The organism is Tumidithrix elongata BACA0141 (assembly GCF_036349135.1).
Taxonomy (GTDB): domain Bacteria; phylum Cyanobacteriota; class Cyanobacteriia; order Pseudanabaenales; family Pseudanabaenaceae; genus Tumidithrix; species Tumidithrix elongata.
Map to the genome: position 1 here is coordinate 1 of NZ_JAZBJZ010000007.1, position 23812 is coordinate 23812.

Genomic DNA, 23812 nt, shown 5'->3' on the forward strand with positions numbered 1-23812 from the left:
GCTAATGCTGAAGAGACTTGCAGCCACTTCTTAAGATCTCAAATGGGTTCTATAATGGTACGGTTAGCTTCAGTTTTGGTACATCTTCCAGCAATGTGATCGAAGCTCCCTTTGATATCCTCGATATTCGCTCCAGTTCTCGTAACTACGAAGTATCCCTTCGCCAGCCACTGTTTCAAAGCACCTCTCAAGACTTTGCGATCGGCTTGACCGCAAGCCATCGCCAAAGCGAAGCTTCTTTGCTAGGGGGTGAAATCCCCTTTCCTTCCCTTGGCTCCGATGATAATGGCAAAACAAATCTCTCAGCCCTTCGTTTCTTTCAAGAATATGTGGAACGGAGTAGTGAAGAGGTGTTTGCTGCGCGGTCTCAATTTAGTTTAGGCATAGATGCTTTCGGTGCAACCATCAATCCTTCTTCCCCAGACGGTCGTTTTCTAACATGGCGTGGACAAGCCCAGTACGTCCGCCTGTTAGCACCTGAAACGCTGTTGCTACTTCGCGCCGATCTTCAACTTGCCGATCGCCCCCTATTGTCACAGGAACAGATTAGTTTTGGCGGACAGGATACTTTGCGAGGTTTCAGGCAGGATGCCGTACTCACAGATAACGGTCTGCTGTTCTCAGCAGAGGTACGAATTCCCGTGTTGAGGATTCCCGAAATTAGCGGTCTTTTACAAATTGCGCCTTTCTTTGATTTTGGTAAAGCATGGAATCACAGCATCAGACCCGATCCCGACCCCAGCACTTTAGCCTCGTTCGGCATGGGATTGCGCTTTCAAATCAGCGATCGCCTCACCGCTCGATTAGATCTAGGCATTCCCCTCAGCCGCATTTCAGGCGTGAAAAACACTTGGCAAGAGAATGGGTTTTACTTTTCTCTAGTTGCCAATCCGTTCTAAAAGCGCTAAAACTTACCGCTAAAATTGAGATATGTGGGCAAATCTAAAAAAGCGACTCTGGAAATGGCGTGGTGTCTTTGTTATCGTTCCTGCTACAACGGGTATTTTGCTGGGGCTTCGCTTTGCAGGACTATTACAGCCTTTAGAATTAGCCGCCTATGACTTGTTCTTTCAATTACAACCAACAGAATTAACCGACGATCGCTTTATAATCGTAGCGATTGACGAGCCCGATATTGTGAAATATGGTTTGCCGATTTCAGATGCCACCCTAGCCCAACTGCTCAATTTAATCAAGCAACAGCAACCCAGAGCGATCGGCTTGGATCTATATCGCGATATACCCATAGAACCCGGACATCAAGATCTAGTTAACGTATTTGAATCCACGCCAAATCTGTTTGGCATTCGCAAAGTGGTTGGCAACCGAGATGGTATTGGCGTTGCTCCTTCTCCTACTCTCAAAAAACGCAATCAAGTAGCAGCAAACGATTTACTACCCGATGGCGATGGTAAGATTCGCCGCGTCCTTTTGTCATTAAAAGATAAGCAGGGTAAAACAATTCCTAGTTTGAGCGCAGCCTTAGCATTGCAATATTTGAAAACAGAAAATATTATTCTGAAGGTGCTAGATCCTAAAATCCAGAAGTATAAATTAGGACAAGCAATATTTCTCCCTTTGGAATCAAATAACGGTGGCTATGTTCGAGCCGAACTGGGAGGGTATCAAATCCTATCAAACTATCGCAATTTTCAGAATGAGTTTCGCACAGTTTCACTGACTGACGTTCTAGAGGGGCATATTTCTAAAGACATCTTTCGCAATCGCATTGTTCTAATTGGCGTTACCGCAGAAAGCAGCAGCGATTATTTTGTGACTCCATATAACAATGCCATCTTTGGGCATTCATTTAGGACAACTAATGGCGTAATTATCCATGCCAATATCGCCAGTCAATTGATCGGTAATGCCTTGGGCGAACGACCGCTTCTCCGTGTGTGGACAAAACCCCTAGAGTCCTTGTGGATTGGAATATGGGCTCTTATTGGTGGGCTCTTTTGCTGGACGAGACGTCATGTAGGAGGACAGAAGCAATCAAAGCAGATCTTGAGTATCCCTTGGACGGTTTTGGCGATCGCAGTGTTAGGTACAGGTCTAGTCGCTGTCAGCTATGTGGCATTTCTACAAGGATGGTGGATTCCTATCGTGCCTTCCCTATTTGCACTATTCGGTTCGGCGATCGCTGTTGCTGGCTATACAGCTCGAAGCATTCGCTCCATGCGGCAGATCTTTGGGCGCTATCTCACCGATGAAGTCGTTACAAACCTCTTAGAAACTCCTGAAGGTTTGAACTTAGGGGGAGAGAAGCGAAAAGTCACCCTTTTATTTTCCGATCTGCGAGGATTTTCTGCTCTGTTTGAGCGCGTTACACCAGAACAAGGGGTCGAGGCGATTTCGCTTTATCTTGAGGTTATGACCTCCGTCGTTGCTAAATATAAAGGCACAATTAATGAGTTTGTTGGTGATGGCATCATGGTGATGTTTGGCGCTCCGATTCAACGGGAAGATGATACGCAACGAGCCGTTGCCTGTGCGATCGCGATGCAACTTGCTATGACTGAGATGAATGAAACATTGGATAGAATGCACCTGCCTGCATTACAAATGGGAATTGGCTTACATACGGGGGAAGTATTGGCAGGCAATATTGGATCGCATCAACGAGCTAAATATACGGTAATGGGTAGTGCTGTAAACCTAGCGTCAAGAATTGAATCCTATACCGTGGGTGGGCAAGTGCTAGTTTCAGAAGCGATTCTCGATGAAGTCAAATCGATCGTTCGCATTGACGCACAAATGCGCGTAAAACCCAAAGGATTTAACGAAGCGATCGTCCTGTTTGATATTGGTGGAATCAACGATCTCGCACTACCTGAGGATAAGGAAACCTTAGTAAAATTGGCGAACCCAATTACTATGGAATGGAACATCCTTGATGGAAAGCATGTTATAACCCAAAAATTTTCGGGTAGCCTGATCCAACTTTCAGCTAACAATGCCAAGATCCGCAGCGATCGCGTCATGGAACCCTTGACCAATTTACAAATCACCTTTATTGATGCCGACATGACAAGGAGGATAGATAACGTCTATGCCAAAGTCGTAGAAGTCAGTCTTGAAGATACTTCTCATTGTTGGATTCGCTTTACTGCCGTTCCACCAGATGTGGCTGAATGGCTCTACGATCTACGTCAAACTGCTTTGAGGATTCCTGTTCCTTTAGAGGAGATTGATTCTTAATACTCCGTGACACCCGAATAATCGCCGAATGTATGCCCATCCCCCATACCCTAGGTTCACGGTGCATACCGACTCGGATAAGGACAGATAGTATCGTTCGTTGCATCTGGCACTCTATCGGGGCAGGATAGGTTTGCATTTTCCACCTGTTTTGACTCTGTCTCTCTAGCTTACAGGCATAATTGAAGGATTACATTTTATTCAATCTTCGAGCCTGAGTTGTAATACTTCGCTGCTTGTTTTTAACTTCCCAATATCCCCAAATCCTTTGTTCAAAGGCTGATACAGTATTCATAAAAGAAGCAATGTAATAAGGAATTGCCAAGAAACTCATGTCGTTCCAAATCATTACGCTTGCTCCAATTCCAACAGTTTTAGATTGGGAATATCTGAAGGCAAAGGAACATGAGAGGTAAGAATTAACGCCCCACCCCGATCTGTAAAATCCCTAAGCACGTTTAGCATCAATGCCAAAGAATTTGGATCTTGCCCCACCATAATCTCATCCAGCAAACAGATTTTAGGTCGCCTCGCCAAAACCGCCCCTAAAGCAAGCCTTCTTTTTTGCCCCTGCGATAAAGACTGAGGGTGCCGATCGCCGCGATCGCTTAAATTCAGGCGCTCTAGCAAAGCCATCCCAAACTCCAGAGAAACCCCAGATTGCAGCACTTCCGATCGCACGCTATCAGCAAACAATTGGTGATTGGGATTCTGGAGCACAAAACCGACATCCCCAGCAATTTGCACGACGCTCCGCTTATTCACATTTCGCCCCAAAATCTCTAGCGTACCTGTCGAAGGCTTTAGCAAACCGCTCAAAAGCTTGAGGAGCGTCGTCTTACCGCAGCCATTATCTCCCTTGAGCAAAACCGTCTCCCCAGACGCCACCTCCATATCTGGGAAGAGAGGATATGCACCCCAACCCAATTGGCAAGTTCGTAGCAAAATTTTTGCAACCGTAGAAGATGGAGAAGAAATGCTGACGCGATCGAACTCTGTAGGGTTGCTGAAGCTACTCGCAGGTGAATCTTCTCGCCTATCGCTCTTCCTCTGTCCCGATTGCACCTCGAATAGCGTGCCATCTTCAAAAGCATAAAAGCGATCGCAGATTTCCTCCACCATATCCATTCTATGTTCGACCAGAACGATAGAGCGACCTTCCTCCGCTTTGGCACGCAATAATTGCAAGAGGAGCGCCACCCCTTTAGCATCGAGGTAAGCGAGCGGTTCGTCCAACAGCAGAACAGGCTGATCGATGAGCAACTGACAGGCAAGCAGCAAGCGTTGCTTTTGTCCGGCCGAGAGTTGCGCGATCGCCCAATTTCGCTGCACCTCTAGACCAAATTCTTGCAGTGCCGTATTAGCCAAATGGGGAATTCGCTCTGGAGGGATATTCCAATTCTCCAAACCAAATAGAAGCTCCTCCCAAACGCAATCTGTGAAAATTTGCGTCTCCACATTTTGCAGAAGCGTACAAAAATGCTGAGATCGCTGGCGCACCGATCGGCTCTGGATATCAACTCCCTCATACAGGATCTTGCCCTGCAATTTTCCACCCGTATGATTCGGCGAAATTCCAGCCAGACAGTTTAAGAGCGTACTTTTCCCGCTTCCTGTCGCACCCGCGATCGAAACAATCTCGCCCGAATAGAGTGCCAAATTAACACCCGCGATCGTAGGCTGAGACTGACCGGGATGCCTGAAGGAAAGATCGATTACCTCAAGCCTTGGGGAAGTCGCCATCTGCGTTTATGCCCCCCATTCCATATATCCAACGGTTACTAACATAGCAGCGCCAACTACGATAAAGACCGTATCCTTAACTTGCCAAGTCAAAGGCTGACCAGTGCTGCGGGGCGCGGCAGGATCGTAACCCCGCGTCTCTAAACCTATCACCACATCATCGGCATAGGCCACAATCCGAAAAATCAAGGGGATAAACAGACCAGAAAGCCATTGCTGGGGCTGGCGAGATAGATTGACACCCCGCAACTGATTTGCCTCAAGAATGCGCTGTGTTTCTTGCCGAATCAAGGGTAGAAACCGCCAAGTAAGCATCAGACTCAAAACTAAAAAATTGGGTAATCGTACGGCTTGAAATGCACGCACTAAATCAGTTGGGGAGGTTGTACTGGCGAGTAATGGGCCTGGTAAGAGAATTGCCATGAGCCGCAAGGCACTTAAAATGGATGTATGCCAATCTCTCAGCCAAGCAGAGATTCCCACAAACACAACTAAACAGAGTACTGTATAGGCAAAAATTTTGAAATGTACGCGATTGGAAGCCAGCAAAAAGAACAACAAAACCCCCACCAATAAGCCCATTGCCCCGATCTGCTGCAAAACTAGAGCGATGCTTGTGAGGATCAGGCAAAGAGCTATTTTGAGCAGAGGATTTATCTGGCGTAGGAAACCACGCTCTATGTTATTGGTTGAGTTGGCAGGCTGAGAAACTGACCTAGAGGCAGATTTAGGCGTCAACATCCATCTTTCCAGCTTTGCGTAATTGCGCGATCGCCAGTTCGCCCAGCCACCAGCCAGCACCACCCGCAATCCCAGACACAACTGTAAGCAAGATCAGCAACCAAGTCTGACTCACAATGTTCGTAAATGCGGCGGCTTTAGTACCTTTGATCAGGTAAGCTGCCAGTAGCAAGCCACCAAGGTTGGCACTGGCAAAAAAGAGGATGTTTCCCAACAGGCGATTGAGCTTTTGCCCGTAATTGCCTAAAAAGCACATGACTAACTCGGTCACCAAGACTGTGCTACCTAAATAGAGCGTAATAATGGGCGAAATCAATCCTAATATGAGTGCTAGGGGCAAAATCATGAGCGCCACGCTACCACGACGCTGCAACCGTGCCATGCCTAATGTCAGGAAAATTCCGCCCAAAGGAGCCCATAGAAGGAGTTGCAGTCCGGGCGGTGCAAAGGGACCTACCACGACAACCGCAATGACCATGCCGATGGTCATAAAGGCAGCGAATACATAGTCTCTAAGTTGCCAAGAATTTCCCATATTGGTTTTTTAGAGCCATTGACAGTAAATCTGAGCCGCGATCGAAAATATACGAACAGTATAAGGCTCATGCTTACCAGTAGTCATACCGTTTTAAAAAATCCCCTTACGCATTTCAGCCCTTACACATTTCAACTAGGTTCGCAAATTTCGTCATTTGCCTCAAATTCTCTAAATCCTAAGATTGGATCTTACAAGCACTCACTCCTCGTAGATTCAGCTTTCAGGTAAGTAAGATTTTGAAACGCGATCGCCTAACTAACCACCTCAAAAACAGTGCGATCGCCAAATCAATCCAAAACGCATATTTAACTTTGAGAAGTAGTTCAACTGGATTAGTTTTGAGTGAGTTCTTCTCGCAATACTCTACGCAATATGCTTTCTAGTGGTTCTTGGGTTTGTTGATGGATATGTTGGCGCAAGGCTTCGTTGATGGATGTTTGATAATTATCACCACCCTTGTTGTTCGCTTCTGAGCGAAACCATTCCAAGATGTCATCATCTAGTCGAATCGTAATACGAGTTTTGCCTTTAGCGACTGGCTCGATCGCTCCACGATTGCCTTTACTGAAGTCATATTCTGGTTCCATATTTTTGAAGGTTTGATGAGGCTTTGTTTTTGTCCTATTGATACTTCATCTAATTATAGTGTGTACAAGTGTACATACTATTCTGCCATAAATTTGTATCAAGGCGATAGCCCAATCAACCACCAAAAAGTAAAATGCGATCGCCTAACCAACTACCTCAAAAACACTGTAATTGCCAAATCCAGCCTAAATTAAGCTTTATACTGGACAAAGTTAACAAGAAAAAATTTAGGAATACCAATTCTAATGGGTCAGGCTTGGAATAAGGTAAAAAAGCGGCGGCAGGCGAAAAGTAAACTTGCCGAGTTAATGAGTAAAGCTGAGCAAGTTATAGTCATTCACTATTCCTGTGAAAGTTTCTATGACAGACCAGATGGATCATCACCAAGAATTACGTCTATTGCTGTTCGGAATCTAGAATCTGGTCAAACTACTTCTTTCTCAATTCACCAAGTGGCTGAGAGAAAAGGCTATTCGGCAAGTGCCTTAGAGCAGCATTACAATGAATTGGAAAAGCTTATGTTGGATGAGTTTTATGCCTATGTGCGTCTTCACGGCTCTCATTTTTGGCTACATTGGAATATGAGAGATATAAACTATGGATTCCCAGCTATAGCACATAGATATAAAGTTCTCCAAGGCGATCCTGAAGAAATTAATGAGTCTAAGTTGGTTGATTTATCCCGATTACTGATAGCGATTTACGGGGATAACTATATTCCACATACTCGACTATCGAATCTAATTGATAAGAATTCGATATCAAACAAAGATTTCTTAAATGGGAAAGATGAAGCAGAGGCTTTTGACAAAAAACAATATGTAAAACTTCATCAATCCACTCTTAGAAAAGTCGATGTTCTTTCTAGCATAATTGAACGCACCGCCGATGGTTCGCTTAAGACAAATTCTAAAAAAAGAGATCTTTACGGAAATTACTTCACAGCATTGACAGAGCTGATTAAAGAAAATCCAATCATAAGCGGGGCAATAGCATTAATAGGTTTTGTGAGCGCTGTGATCAGTTTTTTTAAGTAAATCTTTCAGCGCTCTACACTAAACTACTTCAATCGCTCAATTAACCGATCGCCTACTCTTAGAGCGTTTGCAATAATTGTCAAAGCAGGGCTAACTCCAGCATTAGACGAAAAGAAGCTACCATCGACAACATAGAGATTATCGAGATCGTGGGCGCGGCAATCGCGGTCAAGAACGGAGGTTTTCGGATCGTCGCCAAAGCGACAGGTTCCGCATTGATTTGCCATCACTTGTAAGGGAACTTCTCCACGGGGATGTAGGAAACCGCTATGGAAGCCATCTAGGGATTTTTCGATATTCTTTAATACATCTGTCCAGCGATAAATCAAGCGATCGTGGGCTTCAGTATTATTGGGCGTGTAATCGATATGAATCTTGTTGTTTTCTACACGTACGCGATTATTGCGATCGGGAAGATCTTCCGTTTGTGCCCACCAGCCGATGGAATGGGTGGCTAATTGCTTCAGTCCAAACCCTGGCATTAGCTTGGCAACGACAGAAAAGACAGGTGGGGATTCCGCAAAAATAATATCGGTGAGCAGACCGCCCGAATTTTGGATATGTCCCATCGGGTAGGGGAAATCCGCATCACCCCAGTAGAAATCATTCACATAAATTGTCTTTTGGAACGAGCCTGAATTTGGTTTTGTACTGAGTTGTACCACCGTTGACAACAGACTTTTCATCAAATTTCGTCCCACTTGATCGGAACTATTGGCGAGTCCTTTGGGATGTTGATCGCTGGCGGACTTCAGTAGCAAAGCCGCTGAATTGACTGCACCACAGGCAAGTACAACGATATCTGCCAAAAAGAGATAGGATTGACCCGCAACTTCCGCTTCTACACCTTTAACCACTTTCCCAGTCGGGTTGGTATGTAAACTGATGACCTTGGCTTGGTTTTTTAAGGTGACATTTTCATACTTCAAGGCAGGGACGATGCCGCTGACTTCCGAATCATTGGTGGGGTCATCTTCTTGACGGGTCAAGCCTAGGGGAATTGTGGATGGATGCAGACCTTGGTTGGCGATCGCATCGTAAATCTTTTGAATGTCAGGCTCGTGACTGACGGCAGGATAGGGATATTCGGAACTGTGGGTTGGCTCGGTGCGATCGCCATTCGTTGCACCATGTACCTTATACAAATTCTCAGCTTCGGTATAGTAGGGTTCAAAGTCAGCATATTTCAAACACCATTCGGGGGAAATTCCTGCTTGATGGGGTACTTCCTCAAAGTCGCGTTCTCGTAGGCGTAGCAGAGCCGCACCATAGATTTTGGTATTGCCCCCGATCGCATAGTTCGTCTGCGGTGAAAACGGTTCGCCTGAAATGTCGTACCACTGTTCGGGGGCGTGATAGCGTTCGCGTTTAAAGATATCGATATTGCTGCGGTTCTGTTCTTCGAGGGGCATAAAATCGCCACGTTCGAGGATGAGAATCTTCTTTCCTGTCGCCGCCAGCTTATAAGCAAGGGTTCCACCACCCGCACCAGTTCCCACAATAATTACATCGTAATAATGGTCGTCAATAATCATCGTTTTGCCTTTGAATAAAAGAATTAAGTGTATTGAGATCCCCGACTTTTTCTACTCCATCAAAAGAGACTTGCTAGTCCACAAAAAAGTCGGGGATCTATGTACGGGGATTTATGTACGAGGATCGAAGTTATTGCCAAATGTAAATCAAGGTAAACAAAACAATCCAAATCACATCGACAAAATGCCAGAATAGCGATGTCGAGGCAACACCAAATTCTCCCTTCGCATAATTATTGGGAAGGAACGATCGCCCTAGCATAATTAACTGCAACAGCACGCCCGTAAGTACGTGTAGACCGTGAAATCCTGTCAGCAGATAGAATGTGCCGCCAAATACGCCATCGCCAAAGCCAAAGGGTAATCCACTCCATTCCACAGCTTGACCGTAGAGGAAGTAACTCCCCATCGCGATCGTCAGCAACCAAAAAGCACGGAAGCCCCAGAGATTCTTTTTATGGAGGAATTTTTCTGCGAGATAGATTGTGAAGCTACTCGATACGAGAACTACCGTATTAATCGCAGGTTCTTGGATTTCTAAACCTGTCACACCAGCGGGGAGCCAATCCAAGGCTGTGGTTTTGTAAACGATATATCCTGCAAAAAAGCTGAGGAAGATCACACTTTCCGAAAGTAGGAACACCACAAAGCCAAACATGCGGTTGTCATGTTCCTCATGCGCTGACCCATGAGCGAGCGTTGACGCAGCGATCGCTGCACCAGAAGTATTCAGAGAAGTATCAATTGGTTGCATGAGCGACCTCCAATGCATCAGGATTAGAAACTAAGGGTTCATCTTTGCCGTAGCCGTAGGGTTCAGAAATCACAATGGGAAGCTCTTCAAAGTTCTCATGGGATGGAGGTGACGAAACTAGCCATTCCAAACCGATCGCCCGCCAAGGATTTTTGGGAGCTTTTTCGCCCTGTACCCAAGAACCAACCATATTCAGCAGGAACGGTAGGGTAGATATGCCCAAGAGAAAGCCGCCCAAACTCGCAATCACATTCCAAAAGGCAAACTCAGGGTCGTAGGAAGCAACGCGGCGGGGCATTCCCTGCAACCCCAAGGGATGCATGGGGAAAAAGCAGGCATTCGTACCGATAAACGTAAGCACAAAATGTAGTTTCCCTAAACCTTCGGAATACATGCGTCCTGTCATTTTTGGGAACCAATGGTAGATCGCTGCATACATGCCCATAACCACTGCGCCATAAATCACATAGTGGAAATGTCCGACCACAAAGTAGGTATTGTTGACGTGAATATCCACGGGAACCGATGCCAGCATGATGCCCGTGATTCCTGCAAACACAAACATGGTTAAACCGCCGAGAGCAAACAGCATTGCCGTCGTTAGTTTGAGTTTACCGCCCCAGATCGTTGCCACCCATGCGAACACCTTAATCCCCGTCGGCACGGAGATCATCATCGTGGTTGCCATGAAGATCATGCGCATCCAGCTTGGTGTGCCGCTGGCATACATATGATGCACCCACACAATGCCGCTTAAACCTGTGATCACCAGCGATGAAATCGCCACAACCTTGTAGCCAAACAGCGGTTTGCGGGCATAGACGGGAAAAATCTCAGAGAAAGTCCCAAAGATCGGCAAGATAATCACATAAACCGCAGGGTGCGAGTAGAACCAGAAAAAGTGTTGAAACAGAACGGGATCGCCGCCTTTTGCTGGATCGAAGAAACTCGTGCCGAAGGTGAGATCGGATAAGAGCATGACGGCTCCTGCGGTCAGGGCGGGTAAGCCAAACAATTGAATGATCTGTGCTGACAGCACTGCCCAGACAAATACAGGCATTCTGAACCAAGTCATCCCGGGGGCGCGCATTCTAAAAATGGTGGTAACAAAGTTAATTCCACCCATAATCGAAGAGATCCCTGAAAGCGCGACGGCTAACAACCAGAGAAACTGACCGTTGATGAGGTTACCCGTGGGATTTTGAAGACTAACGGGAGGATAAGCCCACCACCCCGACTGCGAGGGCCCGCCGGGTACAAAAAAGCTTGCCATGAGGATAATGCCAAATACAGGAACCATCCAAAAGGCAACCGCATTTAAACGCGGAAAAGCCATATCCTTTGCCCCAATCATCAATGGCACAAGGTAATTAGATAATCCCAACAGGGAGGGAAATGTCCAGAGAAATAGCATCACCGTGCCATGCATGGTAAACATGGCGTTGTAAACCGTGCGATCGAGCAGATCGGCTTCTGGGGTAATCAGTTCGCCCCGAATAATCATGGCAAAAATGCCGCCCACCAAAAAGAAAAAGAAAGAAGTAACCAAATACTGAATTCCAATTACCTTATGATCGGTGCTGAAACCAAAGAACCGCTTCCAGTTTTCGGGTTTGCCGGGGAGTGGCTGTTGCACGCCCCCGATCGCATCAACAGAAATATTCGTCATGAGTCACTCGCTTGAGAATTAGAACTTGAATAGTTGACCACTGGGGGAGCCGCAGGTTCGACGGTCTGCCAGTTATTGCTGCTACGATTATTGTATTCAGCCGATGCAGGATTGTAAGCAGCCACAGGAGTTTGCTGAGCAGCATCCGCTAGCCATTGCTGATAGGCTTCGGGCGACTCCACCACCACATCCGTTTGCATTGACGCAAAATAAGTCCCACTATATTGAGAATCGCGCAGACGATATTTCCCTTCGCGAATTGGCGTAAATTCAAAATCAATGGTTTGCCCGGGAATGATATCTTGTTTGACCCGAAAGGCAGGAATATACAATCCATGCAACACATCTTCAGAATGAAGTGCTAGCTTGATCCGCCGATTGTTAGGGATATGTAATTCCGTACTCGTAACATTGCCACCTGTCCCATTGCTATAACGGAACTCCCATGACCATTGTCTGGCAAAAACCTCAATATTTTCAGAGGTTGCAGCCTTCTTCTCTGTTTCTAATCGGGCAGCATGGGCAGCAGCGATCGTATGCACATGTTCCATAGGGCCCAATATCGACATCTGGTCGTAGATTTGGTAGCTATAGCCAGCAATCCAAATCACTAAAGCGATCGGAATTGCTGTCCAGACGATTTCTAGTTTGACATTTCCCTCAATGGGAGGCCCGTCGCTAGAATCGTATTTACCTGCCCGTTGAAATAAGATCGAATAGCTTAACGTGCCAATGACACCTAGAAAGATGAAAGTTCCTTGGGTGACTAAAAAGCTGAATAGATCGTCAATCAAAATTGATTCAGCCGAGGCTTGGGGCGGAAACCATGTATAGGCTTGTTGCCCCATCCACAAACTAATCAAAGCATTCACGATCGCCAAAACCACCAAAATTAAAATCGTGCGAATTTCCATAGATCTCCTTATTGTCCCAGCAGACTTAGATCTTTACCCATGCGTAACAGGCGATCGGCAGTGATATGGACGCCAAAATCAGAGGCAAGCTGTGCGCCCAAGGTTCCATGCACGAACATGATCGCAAAAATTCCCAATCCTGCTAACAAATAGCTCCACTCCACTTGACGCGCCATATCTTTGCGCCACAGAAACCTTTGAAACCCTCGCCACACGGTCATGCCAATAATTAGGGCGAGGAGTGCAACACCACCTACACCGTGCCAGAGCATTGTTTCCAGTGGATGCAAGCCCCAAGCACTCTTCACATGCTCATCTGGGGAAGCCAACAAGATTTCATAGAACCCTGCGCCCACCGTAAAGAAGGTGATAATTGCTGCCCCCACCATGTTGTACCAACCGACATCAAAAAAGTTGGAACGCGTAGCTGGAATCGCCAGGAATTTGAATACAGACTTTTCTAGGGGGAATAGGGCTCCGACAATATCAAACCCGATCGCGACAATAAACAAACCCAAGGTCATGTGAACTAAATTGGGATGAATGGGAATTGCGTAGGGTAAACCATTCGCACCTAGTTGAGCAATTAATCGATCGATTGAAACAACAGTCATTGCAAACTACCCTCTCTAAATGCTTCCACGACTGGAACTGTGTGCAATCCATACACCCAGACCAGTAAATCGCCAAGATAGACTTGAAAGAAGACCAGTCCTGTTAATAATACTCCCACACCCAAGAAGGCGACAGGTAACTCTTTGGGGTCGCGGAGCCGCACCACGTAACGCCATCCCGTAATGGCAGTAATGATGCCCGACAGTGCCCAGCCCAGTAAAGAATGTAAATTCAATGTCTTTTCCACGGAAGCATAGGGTTCTGCCAATCCCGCTTCGATCTGCCCAAAAATAATCGCAATAAAGATAGAAATGGTGGCAAAAAAGAAATTCCACCAACTCACTTCATACAGGCGAGGATTACGCGTGAAGTAGCCGATCGCGTCGCATAGTACGGCAAACAACACCATCGCAATGACAAAATGAACCACGATCGGATGAATCGTATCGGGATAGGGTAAGTTATGGTCGTTTAACGGTGGAAGGTATTCCAGCATAGTATTTTCAATACTTAACGAAATAATTGGTTTTCTGGTAGCGCTTTTAGGCTAAGCCAATAGCGCTGTGCCTTTCCAAATGCCCATCCAGATTTAGGACTGTCACTTAGATTAATTGATACATTCCTGTATTGGAGAAAATCATATCTGCTCTAAGCGCATCTTTAAAGTACAAGTTGTAACAAAAGAGAGGTATGAGGAGCGATCGGACATGATTAATTCATTGCTATTGAAATTGAAGTCAATAATGAATGGATTCTTAAGATTTATTGATTCTATTCTCAATAATCCTGTATCCTTTACATAAATTAACCTCTCAAAAGCTTGTTTGAAAAGTATTTGAGTCGGTAAAATTCGTTAAATAGACCTTTATTTTTTAGTGGAATACCTATCGATACTCCTTCGTTTTATCAATGTCAAAAGACGTCTTGTCAAGGAAGTATGAAGCTGTGTTAACTTGTAGGGTAGTTCTGGCATAGTCATCCAAATCTAGTTTGTACATGAGGACAATTCATAAATTGACTCCATCGTTCAATCCTGAAAAATAATCTCTTATATATCCTTTAGCCTGTCTAAAGTTCTTATCCTATTTCAGAATAGTTATTCAGAATACTTATATAGAATATTTAGCGAAACAGCTTTGCTACTAGCTCAGTTCGAGCCGAGACATTCAACTTGCAAAATATCCGTTTCAGAGATTGTTTGACCGTATTTTGAGTAATCCACAATTGAGCCCCGATTTCCGCATTGGTGAGCCCTTGAGCTACTAACTCAGCAATCTGTTGCTCTCGTGGTGTTAGTTTCGTGAATACATCGGATATAAATGGCTTTGGTTGAGATCGCAGCATTGCTAGCGATACAGAAAGATGGGCGCAAATTGCACTGAGATCCGCAAGATCTTGGCGATCGAATGCTGGGGTTCCCCTTGTGCGAGCAAAGTTAACAAGTCCAATGATTTGTCCAGATCCCACAATTGCACCTGTCATCGCATGTTCGTGATCGAACTGCTTCCCACAACCATGCAAGTATAAGTCGCTGCGCTTCCATCGCGCTTCGGTGAATAAAACCTGTTCGTGAACAGGGGCATGGTGAGCCAGTACATAGGCTCTCAAGGGATCGATCTCCATACCGTACTGAATGTAATAGTCAAGGAAACTATCTGGCAACCCTTTTAGATCGACCTGGGCCAAATTCCCTGCGCCATCCCTTAAAGAAATACTCCAATGATGCGAGTGAAATATAGCACCCGCACCATCCATAAATACCAAGCGCAGGTCTTTTTCGGTTTTGGCAAGCGAAATATTCCGAATTAGCGTTTTAACTGGGTTTGCAATCATTCAAGTGTACTCAACTGGGTACTATTAACCATTTTAGATCCAGTTTACGATGCAGAACAATCTTGAATTTTTAGAGAACCTGTATGTCTAGAGAAGCACTATTCCATGAAATTTCGATTCCAGATAGCGTACTTGCTCAAAGAGCTACGAGGCTCGTGCAAGAGGCCTCACCACAATTCCTATATCATCACTGCCTCCGAACCTTTGTATTTGCAGATCTAATCGGACAGCAACAGGAAATGAAATACGATCGCGAGCTACTATATTTGAGTGCCATCATGCACGACTTGGGGTTAACCGAACGATTTGACGGACAGCAACGCTATGAGGTAGATGGCGCTGATGCAGCAAAGTCATTTCTCATTGAGAATCATATCTCCGATGAGAAAGCGGAGCTGGTTTGGGATGCGATCGCGCTTCATACATCCGTTGGAATTGCATCTCGAAAACAGCCAGAAGTTGCCCTAGTACAAGTCGGGGCATCCATGGATGTGGGTGGATTCAGATTGCAAGATTTACCGAGGGAAACCGTAGAAAAAGTTTTAGCGACTTATCCCCGATTGAACTGTGGGCAGGCGCTATTAGATCTCATCTTGACTCAAATTAAACGCAAACCTCAAGCGATCGCATTTACTTGGATGTCTGAGATTGGTCGATGCCACGTGCATGATTTTGCCTGTCCCACGATTGCAGACTTAATCCAAAACAATCCGTTGGATCGAGGGTGACAAAGATCTGTTTATTCTTTGAAGAACAATCGGAGACGATTGTTCAGCGTAAGGTGAGTTAACCAGCAAAATAGCGAGTTTTAGGGGGACTTCTCTATGGCTTGCAATAAATTCTCCTCAGAGAAAGCTGTCACTAAACTGATAGGAACTGTCGGATTGCTGATCGTTTTGACATAGGTCGCACTCAGGTAGGGACGAAATTCCATTTGGTTCGCAAGATATGTCTTAAAGAAAGCCAAACTTAAAGCTTTAAGATAGGGCTGCGATAGGTTCGGATCGGCTCCGATTAGAGTTTGAGGAACCGTGAGTACGCCTCCTTCTCCACTAGCTAAAAAAGAGAAGTGCGTTCCTCCCTTTACTACAGCTAAGTACTTAATCGGGGCTGTTAACCAAGTAAATGGAAACATTTGTTCGGGAATTGCTGGTGTAAGCAGATCGTCCCCACTCGCAACAATCATAATTGGGATTTGAACTTGCCTCATGCCCTGTTTGCCAAATAACGTGTTTGCGAGGGGGTTGACAGCAAGTACTGCCTTAATGCGGCGATCGCGTAGGTTGTAATTGGCTGGTGGCAAGTCAGCAACCCGACATTGCAAAATCTGGGAGGCATTGAAAGAGCGGACATTTGGTTCGGGTTGAGCACAGGTTGACTGAATCTGCTCGAAGTTAAACTCAGCACCACTCAAGAGTAAAACCGTATAGCCTCCTAGGGATTGACCAATAACGCCGACTTGTTGCGGATCGATGCGTAAAGTTGGATCGCTTTTTGTTTGACGTTCCAGTTCGTCCAGCAAGAACTTGATATCTAAGGGGCGATAAACAAATTCTTTAGGATTCGGTGCGGAATGGAAGCCTGATAGGTAGGCTTTAAAATCTTTACTGCCAGTAGTAGGGTGTTCTAATACTGCCACGGCAAACCCATGGGAAGCTAAATGTTGCGATAGATAGGCAAAGGTATCGGGATTGGAGGCGAGCCCGTGGGATATCACAATTACTGGCGCGAGCGAAGTCTTGTCTTGCGATGGATAAATAGGCAAATAAATTTGAGCTGGAATTTTTACGCCTCTTTCAGGTTGTGGAACCGAGAAGTTACGAACCTGCCATTTAAGTTGACCAACTTGTCGCAGATCGGGAATTGCGGTAGGTATAGAAGAATTGGTTAAAGCTTCTTTTTCTGCTTCTAGCTGAATTGCGGCGATCGCCGCGTCTTTTTTGCCTAATAACAGTGCTAGCTGACTGTAAGCCTCAAGTCCCAATGGCAAGTCGAGTTTAATCGTCGTTACGGGAAATTTTTTCATCACATTGATCGGGGTTAAGCCATCAGGATCGGCTGCCGACAAAATAAATGCCGCTCTCAATGCGTAAAATCCATTTTGATTATCATCGGTCTTAAGAAATGCCCCGAGCCGCTTCACCAAAATCTGTCCTATAGGAGAATAGGTAAACTGGGAAACTGTGACATGGCTAATTGGATAGCGTTGGTTTAAGAACTCGCGAAATTGCGCTTTTTGCTCTGGTGATAAGGGGTCTAGATAAAAAGACAAGTAATCGCTAACAGTACCATCCTTAGCAAACTTAGCTAGATCTGCGATCGGGATTGTGAACTCGCCAAAAGGAGAGAACCAAAAAGAAATTTTGTTGGCGCAAATTGCTGGAGCTGCTGTATAGTGCTGGCCGAGTAGAGCGGCAGTAAATGTTCCAAAGGGAACTGCCATTCCTAGCAAAAGTGAGAGACAGGAATTTCGCCAAGTTCGCCGCTTAAGCCTACGCATCTATAACCTCACTTACTCGTTTTACCTTTTCTATCAGATTACAGCAAACTTACCGATAGAGCTTATTTCTAATGAAAGCAAAGAACCCCAAGAATGCGTAGCAAAGTTTATTGGTTCGCACTTTCTATTTTATTTACGTTAATTCTAAAAGATCTCGATCTTCGGAAACAATTAGCTACTGGTTCAGTTAATTTCCCGGTAGAAAGGATAGCATCGATCCCATTCTATAGATCGTTCTTTCAGGGTAGAGCTTTCTTTGCGATCTTCAACTTTGACTGTAGAAAAAGCGAGTAGCAGCCAAGTATTAGCTCTTAAGTTCAGAAAAAATTCTAGCAATCAATCGTCAAATTACTAGCCAGATCTAGTTCCTAAGGCAGAAGCAGAATATCAGCATATCCACTTCTCTGCGCGAGGCACTGTGAATTAGGTAGCATAAATTACAATCATCCCTTTGATTGGTCAGCGTTTGCGCTAATGAGTAATGGATTGTAGTTAGGCAAAAAGATTCTAATACAAAGCTAATTTTCTTGTGAAGAACTTAACCTCCATTACAAGGAAATAAAATCTATGGGAATTATTTGTGCGTATTACCTGAGCCTATCTCCTAATAAGCGATTACAAAAACAGAAAGATATAGAAAAGTGATAGAAAGGTTATCTATGCTTTGCGAATTACTCCATACCATGTTATGTAAGTAGAAGTAACGCAAGATAAATCAAGAGATTTCAAGATTTGTCCAGTCCGTCGATTGTTACTTTTGTCAGAGAAGTTTAAGGTCGCTGGATAAATATCTATTGCTGAAAAGCAGGCTGATTGTGGCAGGTTGATTTCTTGAAGATTTGCGGAACAGTTGATCGAGCAATCGTTCTCAGCAGAAGTAAAAAAAGTCATGACTACACCAGATCGACCTTGCCCCACCTGTGGCGGTGAATTAACCACAATCTCAAGCAATTTTGAGGGATTAGTAACAGACTATAGCTATTGGGTATGTCATTCTTGCGATTGGCACTCCGATCCTTTTTATTACCCAGAAACGCAACCAAAGCTAGAAAATTTAGAAACATCCCATCCAGATGTTCCTCTAACTAAGTCTGAATATGATTATCTAAAAGACTTGCTAGCAGGGCTTGCGATCGAATTACCATTTAACAATCGCGTTCAACATGCATTGATTTTGCTCGAACGGCGATCGCCTATTCAAGCCTTTTAACTTAATCCATCGGTGATTAGCGTGCGATCGCTATGGAGAGAAAAGAGCTTCAGGCTAGTTTGTGTCGTTGGGATAACTCTGATAGATTAAGATCATTCCAATCGATGCGTTAAGAGATTAAATCATGTGATTGCCATTTACCCCGGCAGCTTTGACCCAATTACCTTTGGACATCTAGACATCATTAAGCGCAGCAGCCAACTGTTTGAGCGGACGATCGTGGCAGTACTGCGAAACCCCAATAAATCCCCATTGTTTACAATTCAAGAACGGATCGAGCAAATTAAAGTAGCAACGCAGCATTTAGATAATATTGATGTTGATACATTCTCTGGGTTGACCGTCACTTTTGCGCGGCTCAAACAAGCACAGGTACTGATTCGGGGGTTGAGAGCGGTTTCAGATTTTGAGATGGAACTGCAAATGGCACATACCAATAAGACCCTCGCCGAGGAAATTGAAACGGTATTTCTCTCGACATCGAACGAATACAGCTTTTTAAGCAGCAGTGTGGTGAAGGAAATTGCAAGGTGCGGTGGGCCTGTCGATCATCTTGTGCCTGCGGAGGTGGCGATCGCTCTGTCACTTCGCTACCGACAAATGGAACTCAAGCAAGCAAGTAGTTCACCCTAGCTCCAGATGAAGCAGCGTATTATTGGCATCACGGGTGGAATCGCTACAGGGAAAACTACGGTTTCAGACTATCTGCATCAAACCTATGGCTTGCCCGTACTTGATGCGGATATTTATGCGCGAGAAGCCCTACAGGGAGAAATCCTCCATCAAATTATCCAGCGTTATGGAACAGAGGTTTTGGACGATCCTCAGGCGATCGCTTCCAAACAAAATCCTAGTTTGAATCGCCAAAAATTAGGAGCGATTATTTTTCAGGATGTGGAAGAGCGCAAATGGTTAGAGGGCTTAATTCATCCCTATGTACGCGATCGCTTCCACACTGCCGCCAAACAATATCAGTCAAATACTTTGGTAATGGTGATTCCCTTATTGTTTGAGGCAAAGTTGCAAAATCTAGTTACAGAGGTCTGGGTGGTTGCTTGCGATTTAAATTTGGAGTTAGAGCGACTGATGCAACGCAATGGATTGTCAGCCAAGGAGGCAAAACTGCGCATTCAAAGTCAGATGCCTCTATCCGAAAAAATTTTGCTAGCCGATGTCGTGTTAGAAAATAATGGGACATCGGCCGAACTATTCGATCAAGTGGATAACGCCCTATTTAACTCACCACTTGGCTTCAGTACAGCGTTTTTCTAGCTGTTTGGAAGATCGAGGAGCGATCGGAATTACCACTTCTTGTAAGGTAAGAACTTGCCATTCATCGTTACCTGAACGCGATCGCCCTTGGGATCCTCAATCTTTTCAATATCAAGCGTGAAGTCGATCGCACTCATAATCCCGTCCCCAAACTTTTCTTGAATCACTTCCTTCATGGGCATGCCGTAAACCTGCAAGATTTCATAGAAACGATATAGCAAAGGATCGACGGGAACAACTGGTCCTAGCCCTTTTAAGGGATAACTCATGAGTTCGGCGATCGCATCTGGCTCAAGTTCCAAGAGACTCGCAAGTTTACTCGCTTCATCCTCAGATGCGGTCGCCTGACCGTAAAACAAAGCAGCGATCCAAACTTCATCACGTGCCAAGACTTTCTCTAAATCTGCAAAGCTTAAGCCCTTTGCTTTCTTTGCTGCCAAAAGTTTTTGAGTCAAGACTGGAATCGACATAATATCCTCACAATTAAATTGCGTTCAAGGGTTTGAAAAAAATCAACCCAAGCCTAATCTAATTTTGGCGATTAAATGGTTCACATCGCTCAATTTTGCAGGTGTATTTAAATTTAAATAAACAGTGCTGTCTAAATTCTTGCAATTTAGTGTAGATAGTCCCTAAGACTGATGTTCAGACACATTGGATTTCATTAGGTTAATATTAGTTAATAATTAATTTCTTTATCATTAAAGAATATCCCTCTGATGGAGTTGTAGCAGTGAAAAATAACGGAAATAATAACAAAGATAATAAAAAGTGGAAGAATGTTGGTTTATATGCGCTGTTAGCGGTCGTGGTGATTACGCTCGGTACAGCCTTACTAGAAAGTCAGCCCCAGCCCCAAGGTGAATGGCGCTACACCAAGCTGATGGAAGAAGTGCAAAAGAAGCCCCCAACCGTATCTAGAATCACACTTAGCACCGATCGCTCTTGGGCAGAAGTCACCACTGGTGGTAAAAAAGTGCGGGTAAATTTGCCCAATGACCCCGAATTTAGCACCACGCTTAGAAATAACAATATTGAATTTGATGTTGCTGCCCGTCGCAATGATGGTGCGCTCTTTCAAACCCTTAGCAGTTTAATCTTGCCAATCTTGCTCTTGGTAGGATTGTTTTTTTTACTGCGTCGCGCCCAAGTTGGGCCTGGTAGCCAAGCGATGAATTTTGGCAAGTCCAAAGCCAGAGTGCAAATGGAGCCACAAACCCAAGTTACCTTTAGTGACGTTGCAGGCATCGAGCAAGCCAAACTAGAGTTAACTGAAGTTGTAGACTTCCTCAAAAATAGCGATCGCTTTACCGCAGTCGGAGCCAAAATTCCTAAAGGTGTCCTGCTGGTGGGGCCTCCCGGAACTGGTAAAACCCTGCTTGCGCGTGCCGTGGCTGGCGAAGCTGGTGTACCTTTCTTTAGCATTTCTGGCTCAGAATTTGTGGAAATGTTTGTAGGGGTTGGCGCTTCCAGAGTACGCGACCTGTTCGAGCAAGCCAAATCGAACGCACCTTGTATTGTATTTATTGATGAAATCGATGCGGTCGGTCGCCAACGTGGCGCCGGGCTCGGGGGTGGCAATGATGAGCGCGAGCAAACCCTGAACCAACTGCTCACCGAAATGGATGGGTTTGAAGGTAACACAGGTATCATCATCATCGCTGCAACCAACCGCCCTGATGTACTAGATGCTGCCTTACTACGCCCAGGTCGTTTCGATCGCCAAGTTGTAGTCGATCGCCCCGATTTTGCTGGCCGTTTAGAAATTCTAGGCGTTCATGCCCGTGGCAAAACCTTGGGGCAAGATGTTGACCTCGAAAAGATTGCCCGTCGTACCCCTGGGTTTACAGGTGCTGACCTCTCTAACCTGCTGAATGAAGCCGCAATTTTGGCAGCTCGCCGCAACTTGACAGAAATCTCGATGGACGAAATCAACGATGCCGTCGATCGCGTCTTGGCTGGACCCGAAAAGAAAGATCGGGTGATGAGCGACAAGCGCAAAAAGTTAGTTGCCTATCATGAGTCAGGGCATGCCCTGGTTGGTGCTTTACTGCCTGATTACGATGCCGTGCAGAAAGTCACAATTATTCCACGCGGACGTGCGGGTGGTTTGACTTGGTTCTTACCTACCGAAGATCGGATGCAAAGCCGTATCTACTTGCAAAACCAAATGGCAGTGGCTTTAGGTGGCAGACTAGCCGAAGAAATTGTGTTTGGGGAAGAAGAAGTTACAACTGGAGCCTCTAGCGATCTGCAACAGGTGGCAGCGATCGCGCGCCAAATGGTTATGCGTTTTGGCATGAGCGAGAGACTAGGTCCAGTAGCCCTCGGACGTTCTAGTGGCAATATGTTCCTCGGTCGTGAGATTGCGGCTGAACGCGACTTTTCCGAAGAGACGGCTGCGATTATCGATGACGAAGTCGGTCAACTGGTCGATCGCGCCTACAAGTTGGCGAAACAACTCTTGCTAGACAACCGCCATGTGCTCGACAAAATTGCAGAAGCATTAATCGAGCGTGAAACCGTTGACTCTGATGAGCTACAGGAAATTTTAGACACAAGCGAACTCAGATTAGCTGCTACTTTCTAGACCACTTGTCTGCAATTTTCATCAGAGATTACTTAAATCCTTATTCTAAATGCCTCCTAATCAACTAGGGGGTATTTTTTTGCTCTGATGCATAATTAGCCACGGTTTATACCCCCAGTTTCAGCAAAATTAACTAAAATGAAGCTAAATCAGACTTCACTTCGACCCTCACTTCATGTCAATAATTTCTCTAGCCATAATTAGTTTCTTTGCATGGGTGGTTAGTACCCTCGCGGGCGGTGGTAGCCCGTTCATACTCATACCTTTAGTCAATGTCATGTTGGGAACTGCCGCCGTTCCTCCCGTGATTACGATTGGCATGTTTTTAGGGAATGCCCATCGCATTTCCTTGTTTTGGCGACATATTGATTGGAAATTGACATTTTGGTACGCTCCTGGGGCGATCGTAGGTGCAATCCTTGGTGCTTATACCTTTACTCAAATTCATCTCGAGTGGCTGCAACTCCTCATTGGTGTTTTTCTGATCGTCAGTGTTTGTGGTTTTGCGATCGAAAAGAAATCGGATAAGAACCCCGAAGCAGACCTAAAGGCGAAAACCGAGAATCTCCCTTCCCAGCCAAGACTAAAGGCTTGGTATATCTTACCTGCGGGATTTTTAAAAGCCTTTGTCTCTGGACTCGTTGGCACGACGGGTCCCGTATTAAACCCATTTTACCTAGGCTATGGTTTGGTCAAAGAGCAGTTGATTGCCACTAAAGCGATCCATATGGTCATTATCCACTTGGTTAAAATCATTACCTATGGAATCTTTGGGGTATTGTCAGCGCAGAATATTGGAGCGGGTTTGGTGATTGGGCTGGTAGCAATTCCAGCTAATTTTTTGGGTAAATATATTCTAGAGAATCATATGAATGCCCAGCAGTTTCGCCAATTAGTCTTAACCTCAATGGTGGTCAGTGGTATTTGGCTCCTATGGGGGCAGCGAGACTTAATCAGCCTTTGGCTGTAATTTAACTATCGTTATTAGCATTTAGCTATCGGCTTTTTAAAAGTTCTCGATCGCAAAGCCTGCTGTTACCACAAGCATTCTCATTTTTCTGGCAACAGATCT

The 23812-nt window shown here is 45.2% G+C and carries 22 protein-coding genes; 9 read left to right on the forward strand and 13 right to left on the reverse strand.

The window, feature by feature from the left end; genetic code table 11:
* Window positions 1–17 precede the first annotated feature (17 nt).
* Both V2H45_RS03005 and V2H45_RS03010 read left to right on the forward strand, forming a co-directional pair.
* Window positions 18–899, forward strand: a complete 882-nt coding sequence (locus tag V2H45_RS03005; protein WP_330482132.1) for a ShlB/FhaC/HecB family hemolysin secretion/activation protein — start codon at window positions 18–20, stop codon at window positions 897–899.
* A gap of 31 nt (window positions 900–930) precedes the next feature.
* Window positions 931–3201 (forward strand): CHASE2 domain-containing protein, encoded by a 2271-nt coding sequence (locus tag V2H45_RS03010; protein WP_330482133.1) that lies wholly within the window; start codon window positions 931–933, stop codon window positions 3199–3201.
* Window positions 3202–3549: 348 nt separating this feature from the next.
* Here the strand turns inward: V2H45_RS03010 and V2H45_RS03015 are convergent, their stop codons facing one another.
* The 4 genes from V2H45_RS03015 to V2H45_RS03030 all read right to left on the reverse strand — a co-directional run bounded on the left by V2H45_RS03015 (window position 3550) and on the right by V2H45_RS03030 (window position 6810).
* A complete protein-coding gene (locus tag V2H45_RS03015) occupies window positions 3550–4944 on the reverse strand; it encodes an ABC transporter ATP-binding protein (RefSeq protein ID WP_330482134.1) in 1395 nt (464 codons plus the stop codon).
* A 6-nt stretch (window positions 4945–4950) separates the two neighbouring features.
* Window positions 4951–5748 (reverse strand): energy-coupling factor transporter transmembrane component T family protein, encoded by a 798-nt coding sequence (locus V2H45_RS03020; protein WP_330482135.1) that lies wholly within the window; start codon window positions 5746–5748, stop codon window positions 4951–4953.
* Entirely contained in the window at window positions 5672–6220 is a 549-nt protein-coding gene (locus tag V2H45_RS03025; RefSeq protein WP_330482136.1) for a hypothetical protein, read from the reverse strand. The genes V2H45_RS03020 and V2H45_RS03025 overlap by 77 nt, the downstream gene beginning before the upstream one ends.
* A gap of 335 nt (window positions 6221–6555) precedes the next feature.
* On the reverse strand, window positions 6556–6810 hold the full coding sequence (locus V2H45_RS03030; protein ID WP_330482137.1) for a BrnA antitoxin family protein: 255 nt from the start codon (window positions 6808–6810) through the stop codon (window positions 6556–6558).
* Between the two features lie 246 nt (window positions 6811–7056).
* Here V2H45_RS03030 and V2H45_RS03035 point away from each other — a divergent pair, with 246 nt between their 5' ends.
* Window positions 7057–7848: a hypothetical protein gene (locus V2H45_RS03035; RefSeq protein WP_330482138.1), complete on the forward strand. Its 792-nt coding sequence runs from the start codon at window positions 7057–7059 to the stop codon at window positions 7846–7848.
* A 23-nt stretch (window positions 7849–7871) separates the two neighbouring features.
* Here the strand turns inward: V2H45_RS03035 and V2H45_RS03040 are convergent, their stop codons facing one another.
* From V2H45_RS03040 to V2H45_RS03070, 7 genes are all read right to left on the reverse strand, one after another.
* Window positions 7872–9383 (reverse strand): GMC family oxidoreductase, encoded by a 1512-nt coding sequence (locus V2H45_RS03040; protein WP_330482139.1) that lies wholly within the window; start codon window positions 9381–9383, stop codon window positions 7872–7874.
* A gap of 130 nt (window positions 9384–9513) precedes the next feature.
* Complete coding sequence (locus V2H45_RS03045; protein ID WP_330482140.1) at window positions 9514–10137, reverse strand: heme-copper oxidase subunit III; 624 nt, start codon at window positions 10135–10137, stop codon at window positions 9514–9516.
* Complete coding sequence (gene ctaD / locus V2H45_RS03050; RefSeq protein WP_330482141.1) at window positions 10124–11806, reverse strand: cytochrome c oxidase subunit I; 1683 nt, start codon at window positions 11804–11806, stop codon at window positions 10124–10126. Before ctaD ends, V2H45_RS03045 begins: the two co-directional genes overlap by 14 nt.
* Entirely contained in the window at window positions 11803–12720 is a 918-nt protein-coding gene (locus V2H45_RS03055) for a cytochrome c oxidase subunit II (RefSeq protein ID WP_330482142.1), read from the reverse strand. Before V2H45_RS03055 ends, ctaD begins: the two co-directional genes overlap by 4 nt.
* An 8-nt stretch (window positions 12721–12728) precedes the next feature.
* Complete coding sequence (locus V2H45_RS03060) at window positions 12729–13334, reverse strand: DUF2231 domain-containing protein (protein WP_330482143.1); 606 nt, start codon at window positions 13332–13334, stop codon at window positions 12729–12731.
* Window positions 13331–13831, reverse strand: coding sequence for a DUF2231 domain-containing protein (locus tag V2H45_RS03065; protein WP_330482144.1), 501 nt, complete (start codon window positions 13829–13831; stop codon window positions 13331–13333). The genes V2H45_RS03060 and V2H45_RS03065 overlap by 4 nt, the downstream gene beginning before the upstream one ends.
* Before the next feature lie 626 nt (window positions 13832–14457).
* Window positions 14458–15168 (reverse strand): helix-turn-helix transcriptional regulator, encoded by a 711-nt coding sequence (locus tag V2H45_RS03070; RefSeq protein WP_330482145.1) that lies wholly within the window; start codon window positions 15166–15168, stop codon window positions 14458–14460.
* A gap of 83 nt (window positions 15169–15251) precedes the next feature.
* Here V2H45_RS03070 and V2H45_RS03075 point away from each other — a divergent pair, with 83 nt between their 5' ends.
* Window positions 15252–15896, forward strand: a complete 645-nt coding sequence (locus tag V2H45_RS03075) for an HD domain-containing protein (protein WP_330482146.1) — start codon at window positions 15252–15254, stop codon at window positions 15894–15896.
* Window positions 15897–15976: 80 nt separating this feature from the next.
* On the opposite strand, the gene V2H45_RS03080 is transcribed toward V2H45_RS03075, so the two are convergent.
* Complete coding sequence (locus tag V2H45_RS03080) at window positions 15977–17668, reverse strand: alpha/beta hydrolase (protein ID WP_330482147.1); 1692 nt, start codon at window positions 17666–17668, stop codon at window positions 15977–15979.
* An 889-nt stretch (window positions 17669–18557) separates the two neighbouring features.
* Between V2H45_RS03080 and V2H45_RS03085 the strand changes: the two genes are divergently transcribed.
* From V2H45_RS03085 to coaE, 3 genes are all read left to right on the forward strand, one after another.
* Window positions 18558–18878 (forward strand): hypothetical protein, encoded by a 321-nt coding sequence (locus V2H45_RS03085; RefSeq protein ID WP_330482148.1) that lies wholly within the window; start codon window positions 18558–18560, stop codon window positions 18876–18878.
* Between the two features lie 126 nt (window positions 18879–19004).
* Complete coding sequence (gene coaD / locus V2H45_RS03090) at window positions 19005–19511, forward strand: pantetheine-phosphate adenylyltransferase (protein WP_330482149.1); 507 nt, start codon at window positions 19005–19007, stop codon at window positions 19509–19511.
* Window positions 19512–19517: 6 nt separating this feature from the next.
* Window positions 19518–20150 carry a dephospho-CoA kinase gene (gene coaE, locus V2H45_RS03095; protein WP_330482150.1) on the forward strand — a complete coding sequence of 211 codons (633 nt, stop codon included), beginning with the start codon at window positions 19518–19520 and terminating at the stop codon, window positions 20148–20150.
* A gap of 29 nt (window positions 20151–20179) precedes the next feature.
* Here coaE and cynS read toward each other — a convergent pair whose 3' ends face one another.
* The gene (gene cynS, locus V2H45_RS03100) at window positions 20180–20620 is read right to left on the reverse strand and encodes a cyanase (RefSeq protein WP_330482151.1); all 441 of its coding nucleotides are present in this window, start codon (window positions 20618–20620) and stop codon (window positions 20180–20182) included.
* Window positions 20621–20883: 263 nt separating this feature from the next.
* Here cynS and ftsH point away from each other — a divergent pair, with 263 nt between their 5' ends.
* Both ftsH and V2H45_RS03110 read left to right on the forward strand, forming a co-directional pair.
* A complete protein-coding gene (gene ftsH / locus V2H45_RS03105; RefSeq protein WP_330482152.1) occupies window positions 20884–22740 on the forward strand; it encodes an ATP-dependent zinc metalloprotease FtsH in 1857 nt (618 codons plus the stop codon).
* Window positions 22741–22915: 175 nt separating this feature from the next.
* Window positions 22916–23710 (forward strand): sulfite exporter TauE/SafE family protein, encoded by a 795-nt coding sequence (locus V2H45_RS03110; RefSeq protein WP_330482153.1) that lies wholly within the window; start codon window positions 22916–22918, stop codon window positions 23708–23710.
* Window positions 23711–23812 lie beyond the last annotated feature (102 nt).

What these genes read in the sequence shown, in the direction of transcription:
- V2H45_RS03025 (WP_330482136.1), bottom strand. Translation starts at nt 6,220, where the DNA reads ATGGGAAATTCTTGGCAACTTAGAGACTATGTATTCGCTGCCTTTATG.
- V2H45_RS03045 (WP_330482140.1), bottom strand. Translation starts at nt 10,137, where the DNA reads ATGCAACCAATTGATACTTCTCTGAATACTTCTGGTGCAGCGATCGCT.
- V2H45_RS03085 (WP_330482148.1), top strand. Translation starts at nt 18,558, where the DNA reads ATGACTACACCAGATCGACCTTGCCCCACCTGTGGCGGTGAATTAACC.
- V2H45_RS03055 (WP_330482142.1), bottom strand. Translation starts at nt 12,720, where the DNA reads ATGGAAATTCGCACGATTTTAATTTTGGTGGTTTTGGCGATCGTGAAT.
- V2H45_RS03070 (WP_330482145.1), bottom strand. Translation starts at nt 15,168, where the DNA reads ATGATTGCAAACCCAGTTAAAACGCTAATTCGGAATATTTCGCTTGCC.
- ctaD (WP_330482141.1), bottom strand. Translation starts at nt 11,806, where the DNA reads ATGACGAATATTTCTGTTGATGCGATCGGGGGCGTGCAACAGCCACTC.
- V2H45_RS03110 (WP_330482153.1), top strand. Translation starts at nt 22,916, where the DNA reads ATGTCAATAATTTCTCTAGCCATAATTAGTTTCTTTGCATGGGTGGTT.
- cynS (WP_330482151.1), bottom strand. Translation starts at nt 20,620, where the DNA reads ATGTCGATTCCAGTCTTGACTCAAAAACTTTTGGCAGCAAAGAAAGCA.
- V2H45_RS03065 (WP_330482144.1), bottom strand. Translation starts at nt 13,831, where the DNA reads ATGCTGGAATACCTTCCACCGTTAAACGACCATAACTTACCCTATCCC.
- V2H45_RS03080 (WP_330482147.1), bottom strand. Translation starts at nt 17,668, where the DNA reads ATGCGTAGGCTTAAGCGGCGAACTTGGCGAAATTCCTGTCTCTCACTT.
- V2H45_RS03075 (WP_330482146.1), top strand. Translation starts at nt 15,252, where the DNA reads ATGTCTAGAGAAGCACTATTCCATGAAATTTCGATTCCAGATAGCGTA.
- V2H45_RS03030 (WP_330482137.1), bottom strand. Translation starts at nt 6,810, where the DNA reads ATGGAACCAGAATATGACTTCAGTAAAGGCAATCGTGGAGCGATCGAG.
- coaE (WP_330482150.1), top strand. Translation starts at nt 19,518, where the DNA reads ATGAAGCAGCGTATTATTGGCATCACGGGTGGAATCGCTACAGGGAAA.
- V2H45_RS03040 (WP_330482139.1), bottom strand. Translation starts at nt 9,383, where the DNA reads ATGATTATTGACGACCATTATTACGATGTAATTATTGTGGGAACTGGT.
- V2H45_RS03035 (WP_330482138.1), top strand. Translation starts at nt 7,057, where the DNA reads ATGGGTCAGGCTTGGAATAAGGTAAAAAAGCGGCGGCAGGCGAAAAGT.
- V2H45_RS03060 (WP_330482143.1), bottom strand. Translation starts at nt 13,334, where the DNA reads ATGACTGTTGTTTCAATCGATCGATTAATTGCTCAACTAGGTGCGAAT.
- V2H45_RS03015 (WP_330482134.1), bottom strand. Translation starts at nt 4,944, where the DNA reads ATGGCGACTTCCCCAAGGCTTGAGGTAATCGATCTTTCCTTCAGGCAT.
- V2H45_RS03010 (WP_330482133.1), top strand. Translation starts at nt 931, where the DNA reads ATGTGGGCAAATCTAAAAAAGCGACTCTGGAAATGGCGTGGTGTCTTT.